Origin of the sequence: Bacillus sp. JJ675 (assembly GCF_036963165.1) — a bacterium.
GTDB classification, from domain to species: domain Bacteria; phylum Bacillota; class Bacilli; order Bacillales; family Bacillaceae; genus Bacillus; species Bacillus glycinifermentans.
Map to the genome: position 1 here is coordinate 40328 of NZ_JBALMR010000085.1, position 4886 is coordinate 45213.

The window sequence follows — 4886 nt, forward strand, 5'->3', positions numbered from 1 at the left end:
CCATTATGCTGATTGATCGAAAAGACTTAGATAATCAAACGACGACCGAATTCATCAAGTTTGCTTCCGAGTTTAATACCGGTATTTCTTCTGGTGATGCAATATCGAATAGCTTGATTGTCGGAACTGGAAGTGCGAAGGAGTTAAGTGATACTCTACTGTCTGATGCCAATTCCAATACAGTGATTATTACCACTCGTCAAAAATTAGAAGCTGCCTTGCGCTATGCCCAAAGGCAAGAGGAGCAAAAAGGTACTCAGCGCTTTAAGAAACTACTAGGGCAACATATTGTCTTTGTCGTGGATGAGTGCCATCGTGCGTTAAGTGCAGAAGGGATGCAAGTCATTAAGGGATTCTTTCCAAATTCAACTTGGTTTGGATTTACAGGTACACCGATATTTAACGAAAATAAAAAACAGGCAAAAGGTCAATTAGCTCGCACCACTCGTGATCAATATGGAGAAGTTTTGCACACCTATACCATTAAAAATGCATTAGATGATGGTGCTGTTTTAGGGTTTCAAGTAGAGCACGAAGATACGATTGATCCAACATCATTAAATAATTATATTTTTAATCAACTGCGTCAAAATGAAAAATACGCCAATTTGACTGCAGATGAAATTAATCACATCATTGATCAAATGGACGGAATAGAAAAGGAAGCATATCTTGAACCATCTTCGTTTGAAAATGATGATCATATTCAAAAAGTTATTCACAAAATTTTCAGACCGGATAATGCCTATACTAAATTTGATTTCCAAAACGGCCGCCCGCAAAAGTCTGCCATTTTAACAACAAGTTCCATTGATATGGCGAAGCTCTACTATCGGGCAATCAAGGAAATGACGAAAGATCCAGAATGGTTGACGAAAGAATTTGCTGGACATCCGATCCGAACCGGACGTACGATTGAAGATCCGGATTTTCCACGAATTGCGATCACCTATTCGATTCAAGAAAACGAAGACAATTCGAAACAAATTCAAGATGAAATGAAAGAGATTATTAAGGAATATAACGATTATTATCACACTGCTTGGTCGATAGAAGATATTGAACGATATAATGGTGATATTAACAATCGTTTAGCTCGTAAGAAAGCAGAGTTCAAAGAATTTGGTAAACAAATTGACCTTGTCATTGTTGTCGATCGGTTATTGACTGGTTTCGATGCACCAACGATACAAACATTATTTGTGGATCGAAATTTAAGTTATGCGAATTTGATTCAAGCATTCTCTAGAACCAATCGTACTTATCCAGGAAAGAAAAAAGGATTAATTGTGACATACCGGAAACCTTCAACAATGGAGCAAAATGTAAAGAATGCGACGAAATTATATTCACAAGCACAAGAGGAATCTAGTCTTGTTTATCCGACTTATGATGAAACGAAGAAACGCTTTAAAAAGGCTCACAAAGCGCTAACTGCGTTAGTTCCAAATCCAACCGATATTGATGAGAACACATCTCTTGAAATCCGAATTGAGTTCGTGAAAGCATTTCAAGAGCTAAACAATTCATACGAAGCTTTAGTTACATATAATGACTACAACGATGATATGGAGAAATCAACAGCACTTCAAGAGCAGGTGAAAACCTTAGAAGAATACATTGGTATATATAACACGGTTAAGGGTTCACTCGAAGATGAAGGGAACCAAGATGGACCGGGACCAGATTTCTCAGACATTGAATTCTATGGAGAAAATGCAGTTAAGATCTATGATATCGACTCAACTTATATTGACCGACTATTAGAAACATACTCGGCCAATAATCAGAACATCCGCGACGAGATCGAAAATGCACTTCAAAAACTGAAGAAATCAGAAATTGTTAAAGACGTATACCGCACGATGTTAAATGCTATTGATGCCAATGAAATAGATGCAGAGGAAGATATTCTTGCAGTGAAACGAAGCTTCTTCACTAGAGCACGTGACAAAGCGATTCATGAATTTGCAAATACGTGGTTTGTGGAAGAAGATGAGCTGCATTTGTCCGCGATACAATATGTAATAGGAACAGATCCGATTCCGAATATTGGTCGAATCATCAACAGTAAACAATTTGAGAAGTATAAAGCCGTACATCCAGATGCAAAACCATTGAAATATGGACCAGAAATGAAGCGGCAGTGGAGAAAGACATTAGATGAAGTCATTGTACCTTTGGATGATGAGTTGAGATAAAACCGTTTGGATCAAAATTACTTTTTCAGGACTTAAACGATTAATGAAATAAGTAATATTTAGATTTGAATTAAAAGCTTTGGTCAAACACTACCAAGACTTTTTGTTGTTTAACCAGTTTACTCTAACATAGAGCCACTTCACTAATTGACAAAAGGGCATTACAAAAATTTACACATATGATAAGATCATGTTAAAGATAAACAACAATCTTAAATGAAATGAGGGGGCTTGATATGAACAAGGTCGCTTCTGAGGTTGTAGCGGGTGTCTTGAACGAATTCCATTTGGCGATTAAAAAGCACGATATTGAACAGGCAAAAATGCTTTTTGAAAAGGCTAAGTCGATGTTTACAGAAATGGAAGAAAACCAAAATGTCCTGGTCTACTACTCGCTTCTTGAAGAACGGTATCGGATGATGCTTTATGATGCAAGGGGAGAACGTTTGCCGCGCCAATCTTATTTTAATGCCTCGCAAATCAAGAGTATCGAACAGACGGATGATATGATTGATTACTATTTTTACTTTTTTGAGGCGATGCATGAAGCATACAACAAGAATGTTGAACGGGCGATCAGCCTTTATAAGGTTGCCGAGAAAAAATTAGCGAAGATTCCCGATGATATTGAAGCGGCTGAGTTTTATTTCAAAGTGTCCTGGCTGTACATGTCTCTCCGGCAAAATGCGGTTTCTCTCAATTATGCAAAAGATGCGATGAATATTTACAAGATGTATGACGGGTATAAAAAGAAGCTGGCGATTTCTCAGGTTGTCATGGGGACAAATTATATGCAAATGCAGCGCTTTAAAGACGCAGAGAAATACTTCGCGGAATCGATTGGAATTTCAAAAGAGATTGGCGATCCATTTTTAGAGGCGATGCTTCACCACAATATCAGCATTCTTTATTCTTATTCAGACCGATCCCAGGATTGTATCCTGGCAGTACAGCACGCCTTGAGCAATCCAGAGTGGCGTGAATCGAGTTATTATATCAACTCTCTTTACATGCTGGTCAGGGAGTTTTTCAAAATCGGCGAAACAGAGGCGGCTCTTTACTATTATCAAAAAGGACAAGAGGAATTAGAGAAAAACGGGAATAAGCATTATGAAAAGAAAATAAATATTATATATGAACTGTATTGTCGTGAAAACGTAGGGAGCATCAAAGATGACATCCATTCCTTGGATGAGATGAACGATTTAGACGGCGTTTACGACCTTTCTTTGCTCATATCAAGCTATTTTGAAGACAAAGGAGATTACAAGAAAGCACTAGAATTTGCTAAAATAGCCATGAAAGCCGAAAACAAAATGAGATCATTAGGGAGTGAGGGATTGTAATGAAAAAAATCATTCTTTGCTTGTCGTTAACAGTTGTGATCTTTGGCGGTGCTGCTTTATCCCAGAGCCATAATACGGCGTCAGGAAGTGTTCAAGTAGCGGAATTGCCTGTCGGGGGTTAATAAAGTCCTTTTTAGGGCTTCTTTTTTTGCAATCATGAAATGGGGTGTAATTTAAGAAGAAACCGAAAGAACACGAAACATAACATCCTTTCACATTTGCAAGAAGCCCTCCAACGCATGAAGGCGTATGAAATCTTTTAACGAATTGGAGGGATGAAAAATGAATGATCACAAATTTTTTTCGTTATTAAAACATGCAGATGAACCTTTTGTCGGCTGGGATTTTTCATTTATTACTGACACAGGAAGAATGACAAGCGGGCTGTTCTCATGGTCATATGGAAGCATGGCTCTTTCTCTTATTCAAGATGCCACATCAATGTTGGATATGGGAACAGGCGGCGGGGAGTTTTTATCCAAATTGGGCCCTTTTCCACCGTCAGCATATGCTACAGAAAGTTATTTGCCTAATGTGCCTGTCGCAAAGGAACGATTGACGCCTTTAGGGGTTCAGGTTGTTCAAGTTGATAATAATGAGGCTCTTCCTTTCATTGAAGACGATATTTACCGCGAGCTGTGGATCGACCAGGCTCCGCCCCCTCCGATCAAGTCGATGGATCAAAACGGGCATGTTTTGTACATCGGAAGCTTTTCCAAAACGCTGAGCCCGGGACTCAGGATCGGCTGGATCGTCGGGCCTGAGCCTGTCGTCGAACGTTTATCAGATATTAAAATGCAGACAGACTACGGTTCAAGCTCGCTGTCTCAAAGAGTGGCCGCCGAATGGCTGACAACCGGACATTATCAGAAGCACCTCGAAAACGTCAGGGAACAGCTTAAAAAGAGAAGGGATTTTGTCTTGGAGGTTTTGGAAGAACACTTGAAAGGATTGGCGTCATGGAGCGTGCCAAAGGGCGGCTTTTTTATTTGGCTGAACATACTGCCGCCCCTGTCGATGAAATCTCTTTATGCAAAAGCATTGGCAGAAGGCATTCTTCTGAATTCCGGGAGCATCTATGCGCAGGAAAACGGGAATTTTATCAGGCTATCCTATGCTTTTGCCTCCCCCGGCGATCTTAAAAAGGGAATCTATCAATTAAGCCTGATCATCAAGACGTTAGCGACAGAAAGCGGAAAAAAATAAAAAATGCTCCGGAAATTTGATACAATTTCCCTAAATACATAAAGACAGGAGAAAATCGATGCAGCATCAACTGAAGGCTTACACCTCAATGGCGCTTGCGATGGCGATCGTCGGCAGCTCTGTCGTCGTCGGC

At 39.6% G+C, this 4886-nt stretch carries 3 protein-coding genes and 1 pseudogene; all 4 read left to right on the forward strand.

Going from position 1 to position 4886, the window contains the following annotated elements; genetic code table 11:
* Positions 1-2201 (forward strand): type I restriction endonuclease subunit R, EcoR124 family (locus V7126_RS20870; RefSeq protein WP_335498738.1); only part of this gene is annotated, 2201 nt, incomplete at its 5' end.
* A gap of 236 nt (positions 2202-2437) precedes the next feature.
* Positions 2438-3547, forward strand: coding sequence for a tetratricopeptide repeat protein (locus tag V7126_RS20875; protein WP_175075887.1), 1110 nt, complete (start codon positions 2438-2440; stop codon positions 3545-3547).
* Positions 3547-3669 carry a PhrK family phosphatase-inhibitory pheromone gene (locus V7126_RS20880; protein ID WP_082094083.1) on the forward strand — a complete coding sequence of 41 codons (123 nt, stop codon included), beginning with the start codon at positions 3547-3549 and terminating at the stop codon, positions 3667-3669. Before V7126_RS20875 ends, V7126_RS20880 begins: the two co-directional genes overlap by 1 nt.
* Positions 3670-4141: 472 nt before the next feature.
* Positions 4142-4753, forward strand: a pseudogene (locus tag V7126_RS20885) (PLP-dependent aminotransferase family protein); the annotation flags it as partial.
* Positions 4754-4886: the final 133 nt, after the last annotated feature.